General features: G+C 65.8%; 1 protein-coding gene, 1 tRNA gene and 4 pseudogenes. 3 read left to right on the top strand and 3 right to left on the bottom strand.

Annotated elements, in window-relative coordinates; translation table 11 throughout:
- Window positions 1–804 precede the first annotated feature (804 nt).
- A pseudogene (locus ACZ6C1_RS38590) lies at window positions 805–1,032 on the bottom strand (IS5/IS1182 family transposase); the annotation flags it as partial.
- Window positions 1,033–1,944: 912 nt separating this feature from the next.
- On the opposite strand from ACZ6C1_RS38590, the gene ACZ6C1_RS38585 reads away from it, so the two are divergent.
- A tRNA-Leu gene (locus tag ACZ6C1_RS38585) sits at window positions 1,945–2,028 on the top strand.
- A gap of 66 nt (window positions 2,029–2,094) precedes the next feature.
- Here the strand turns inward: ACZ6C1_RS38585 and ACZ6C1_RS38580 are convergent.
- Window positions 2,095–2,791: pseudogene (locus tag ACZ6C1_RS38580) on the bottom strand (transposase family protein).
- 320 nt (window positions 2,792–3,111) lie between these two features.
- Here ACZ6C1_RS38580 and ACZ6C1_RS38575 point away from each other — a divergent pair.
- Together ACZ6C1_RS38575 and ACZ6C1_RS38570 are read left to right on the top strand one after the other, a co-directional pair.
- Window positions 3,112–3,363, top strand: a pseudogene (locus ACZ6C1_RS38575) (helix-turn-helix domain-containing protein); the annotation flags it as partial.
- Window positions 3,364–3,745: pseudogene (locus tag ACZ6C1_RS38570) on the top strand (transposase); the annotation flags it as partial.
- A 512-nt stretch (window positions 3,746–4,257) separates the two neighbouring features.
- On the opposite strand, the gene ACZ6C1_RS38565 reads toward ACZ6C1_RS38570, so the two are convergent.
- Window positions 4,258–4,818, bottom strand: coding sequence for a transposase (locus tag ACZ6C1_RS38565; protein WP_469247697.1), 561 nt, complete (start codon window positions 4,816–4,818; stop codon window positions 4,258–4,260).
- Between the last annotated feature and the right edge of the window lie 112 nt (window positions 4,819–4,930).

Raw genomic sequence — 4,930 nt, 5'->3', positions numbered from 1 at the left:
ATCCTCATGGCCCATCTCAGACGCCACTATCCGTGACGGAGCGTCACCGGCGCACGGTCGCACACCCCGGCGTCACGGAAATCTTGCCAGGGCCAGCTGAGGTCGTACGCCGACACCACCCAGCGCAGCAACTGTGCAACACATCACGACAGGGCGAACGTTGCCCGATACGGCACTAGCTCTGCAGGATCGTCACCTTTTGGGCGACATACCACACGGTCAGCCCAGCGGCTCACCGTGCCGAACACGGCGCCGGTATCCATCCGGGCGTGAAGAGGGTGGCCCCCTCCTCTCCAGCGGAGACTTCTGGCGGTTCATCACGCTGGGTGCTACTACCGGCGCTGCAAAAGTGCATCACCCGCATCTTGCGCGAGTCCGTGAACCAGGGGAAGGCCTTTGCGCAGTGAACCGCCGGTTGGGCTGCGTGGTCACCGGCCGGTGGCGGGAGACCGTGCGGCGGCTGTGCCGCCGGGCCGTCGGATCGAACCATCACGCACCGTGGACGGCAGCCTCGATCCGTAACTTGCCTCGGGACGGGCGACAGAGGCGTCCTGGTTAACGCCCGGTCCCGAGGCAGCCATCCCGCGCCCGGCGGGAGGGAGAGCCTAGTCTAACGACCTCGTGCATGGTTGGTGTGAGGATGTGTTCGGCCGTGGGATTGCCCGGTTGATCATGCTGGTCTGGCGGGCAGTGCGAGGGTGGTTGAGGGCCGAGCCGTCTGTTGGTCGGTGAGGAGTCCTGCGACGGCCCGGATTGTGTCGGGCAGGTTCTCCCGCCGGCTGTGGTGTCGGGCCAGACCGAGGGGCCCTCGCCCGGCACGGTCACGCCTTCGCAGTGCCGGGCCAGACGGGAGTCCCGCCAGGCCCTCGCGTCCGCGGTGTTGCCCGGCACCGGCCGGCCCGCCGTGACCACCAGCTTGGTGCCGGCGTCGATGATGACCTGCACGTTCGCAGAGAACCGGTAGTTGCGTGAGGACGCACCCACCTTCCGGTCGCGGACCGGGATGAGGGTGCCGTCAGGCAACGGTAATCGGCTGTGCGTAGCCTCAGAGTGTCACACCGTCAGCTGCCTCAGGCAGTCAAGAAAGCACCCCGCTGAGTGCGGGGCAGCAGGTACCTGCGTGTCCTCGCCACATCGTCACTGAAGTTGCGATGAGGCCTCTATTTCTCCAGGAACCAGAGAGCAATGAGGAATGGCGGATGGGCTTGCGCATACACACGTAGGCGGCACCCAAAGCTTTAGGGAAGACCGCATATGGCCCTATTGCACTAGGGGCATCCTTCGACCTCGATCAAGATCAGTCATGCTTTGCTTCCATCTCGGTGACCCTATCTGGGAGTCACTCAGAAATCCGTGGACAGCCTCCCTAAGGAGCGGTACTGCCGCGCCACAAGAGTTCGGAGTTTACAACATGTCCCCCCGGAATCAGCTCACTAGTAACTCCTCCCCGTGGCCAAGGGAAGTGATGACTCCAAACACTCCAGAGTGGGAGAGGAGTGCATATAGATGGCTATGGGAGCTGATTCCTGCCCATCAGCGCAATCACTGGATCCTTGTCAGGTACCCGCTCCTGCTTGCACGACAAGCCTACCGACAAGTTCAGGGGGAAATTCACATGTTGCGTAATAGGCCCACGTCTCACGCCGAGCTGGCCGATTTAGGACTCCCTCCAGGGGTGATCGAGGAAGCGATTCAGCTGCACGCTGAAGAGAGACGGCGTCTGGAACAACTTGAGCGGGAAGTGAACTCCATCAGAGCAGCGCTGCGCCGCGATGCCCTACGAGGGAGCGCGGAACCATGAGAAACGAGATAACCAGGTACAAGAGTTCGACTTGGCGGGCGCACCAACGACTTGATGCCTGAGGTTCGCATGTTCCGTTGGATGAGTGAAGTTTCGGGTCTTAGCTTGAACTGTGAGAGAAATTTCGTACGCTGCTGGATGTTGGGAGTGTGGCGGAATTGGCAGACGCGCCGGATTCAAGTCCCGGTGTCTTTCATGGCGTGAGGGTTCGAGTCCCTCCACTCCCACTGCCTAAAGCGTGTTGCAGAAGGTCGTGTGTGGGCAGGTCAGGACCAGGTTCAGGGCCTGCCTGGTCATGCGATGAGGGCGAGGTTGTGCGTGTGGGCGACGGCTTGGACGGCGTGGTGGAGTCCGTCGCCGCGCTGGCGGCAGTCGCGGAGGATCTTGTAGTACTTCATGCGGGCGAAGGCGTGCTCGACACGGGCCCGGGCCTGGCGTTGTCTGCTTCCTCGCCCGGCAGGAGGGCTCGGCCGGGTCGTTTGCGGTGCGGGACGACGAGGCCGGTGTTGATGTAGGGGCCCTCGCCCGGCACGGTCACGCCTTCGCAGTGCCGGGCCAGACGGGAGTCCCGCCAGGCCCTCGCGTCCGCGGTGTTGCCCGGCACCGGCCGGCCCGCCGTGACCACCAGCTTGGTGCCGGCGTCGATGATGACCTGCACGTTCGCAGAGAACCGGTAGTTGCGTGAGGACGCACCCACCTTCCGGTCGCGGACCGGGATGAGGGTGCCGTCCACGATCCACAGCCGGTCGACCGCGTCGGCCGGGCGGGTGGCCGGCTCGATGGCCGGCAGCGGCCGCAGCCGCTGGATCACCCGGCACACGGTCGCCGGCGAGCAGCCGAACAGCGGCGCGAGCTGCCGCATGGTGAGGTTCGTACGGTAGTAGACGGCCACCAGCAGCACCCGGTCCGCCAGCAGGCACCACGGCCGGCCGCCACCCGGACCGCACCCCGTTCCCGCACGACCTTCAGCAGCCACTCGAACTGCCGCATCCGCAGAACCGTGAACGTCTCCACCCACAACGCCTCAGCCCTCAACACCCCACCCCTACACGGGAAATACCGGACCGAAGCCTTCTGCCAACACGCTTTAGGCAGTGAGCGGATGATTGGGAGTGAGACATCGATCCTTTGATCATTCAGCTTCTTCGAGTTGGCCGCTGATCGGGTGACAGGCGAGGGCTCGTAACGGACAAGGCTCCCGGACGGTTGGGCGAGAGGTCTCACGTCTCAACTCATCTGCCAGGGAGCCTTGTTGGTTACCTACTCCTGCCGCACTGGACCTTCCGCATGCCCTCGTGGAGTGGGTCACAATGCTGATCGTCACCCGGGAGGGTGACCGCCGGTGCAAGCTGCCGGCCTCCCAGCGGGCCCTGATCGCACTCGTATATCTGCGGAAGCATGACACCCTCGCCTAGACCGCCGCCGGATTCCGGAGCAGCGAGAGCACCGCCCACGCCTATGTACACAGCGTGATCACGCACCTGTCTTCCCGCGCTGTCCCGCTCACCCGCGCACTGCGGCAAGCCCGCCCCGGGTACGTCCTCGTCGACGGCACGCTCGCCGTGCGGCTGACCTGTTTCGCCACCAACACCTCGGACCGGCCGATCGCCGGCCTCGAGCTCCGTCACCGGCTGCGGGCCCGGGCCGAGGACCCCATCCGCGCCGCCGGGGCTACCGGCCTGCGCGACCTGCCCCTGCACCGCACGGCCCAGAACCGGATCTGGCTGGAGATCGTGCAGATCGGCTCCCGACCTGCTGGCCTGGATGCCGATGCTCGCCCTGACCGGCAAGGCCAGGCTCTGGGAACCACGCCGCCTGCGGCTCCGCCTGTTCACCGCGGCCGGACAGCTCGTGACCACCGGCCGTCGGCGAACCCTCCGCCTGGCCCGACACTGGCCCTGGACCAGTCACATCACCGCAGCCCTCGACCGGCTCACCCAACTGGCTGACCAGCGGACCCGCCCCTTCGACAGCACTCCAACACCCGGAGCAGTGGAATCCGGCGCCACCCCGAGACGACACCCGGGCCCTCGGCCTGCCACCTCAGCCCACGACACGAAAACGGCCCCCCGACTCAGTCGGCGGACCGTCACGAAACTTCGAGGCTAGGCCCAATACCGGTAACTTAGGGCTTTGGTGCCCGCTTGACCCGTTTGGGTTTGGTGGCGCCAACGATGGTGACGGCTGCAGCACAGGGGCGGTCTGCAGCGCGGTGGGCAGCGCGTTTGAGGGGCCGGCTGGCGACTTTGCGTTTAATGACGCGGGGGTTGGCCCGGCGGCGTCGCCGTGGCAGGAGGCGTTCGAGGAGTTCAGCGTGGGTGGCTTTGACCGCGCGGGCGAGTCGGCCGGGGGGAAAATGCCGCCTGGTCGGTGACCTGGCGGCGCACGACGCGCAGGTGGGCGGGTGAAGGAGATCCGGTCGGGGTCTTGGTCGGCTTGTCGTGCGGCCTGGTGCATCAGGTGCCGGATCGCATGGTGGACGAGCAGAAAGCCGTAAAGTTCCTGCTCGGCCCCGTCAGGGTGCTGCGAACGCAGTACCAGGTGCGACCCGCCGAGGTGGGTCTTGATTTCGTCGAGGGTGGACTCGAACTCCCATCGCTGGGGTAGAGGGCGGCCAGTTCCGCGGCCGGGGCCTTGTCCGGGTCGAGGATCGTGGTGATGAGCCGGTAGACGCCCTCATGGCCGGCGATGGTGTATTCCACCGCGCGTACTGGCACCCCACGACGGGTGTGGTGGATGTCGCTGCGATCGAAGATCTCGGTGAGATACGAGCCGTCCGACAACTGCTCGGCCACCGGCAGCACGAGGTCTTTGCGGACTCGCCACAGCAAGTCCGCCCCCGTGGCCGCGGCTGTGCGCCACAGGTCCACGCCGCAGAAGCCACGGTCGGCCAGCAGCAGCATCCCCGGTCGCAGGGACACCAGGACCGCCCGGGCCAGAGCCTGCTCTCCGGTGCGCAAGCCTCCGACCGCAGCATCGAAGACGGCGTGGGTACCGCACTCCACCAGGCCGACCATGCGCAACTGCGGTTAGCCGCAATACCGGTGATTTAGGCTGTTTTCTGGCGTTTGCTGGTTGGTTTGGTGGGTGGGACCAGCGTGATTGTGCGAGCTGGTGGTGGGGGTGGGT

This window comes from Streptomyces sp. NPDC041796, assembly GCF_055590785.1.
Note: the sequence above shows the minus strand (reverse complement) of the source record. Positions and strands in the feature narration are given on the sequence as shown.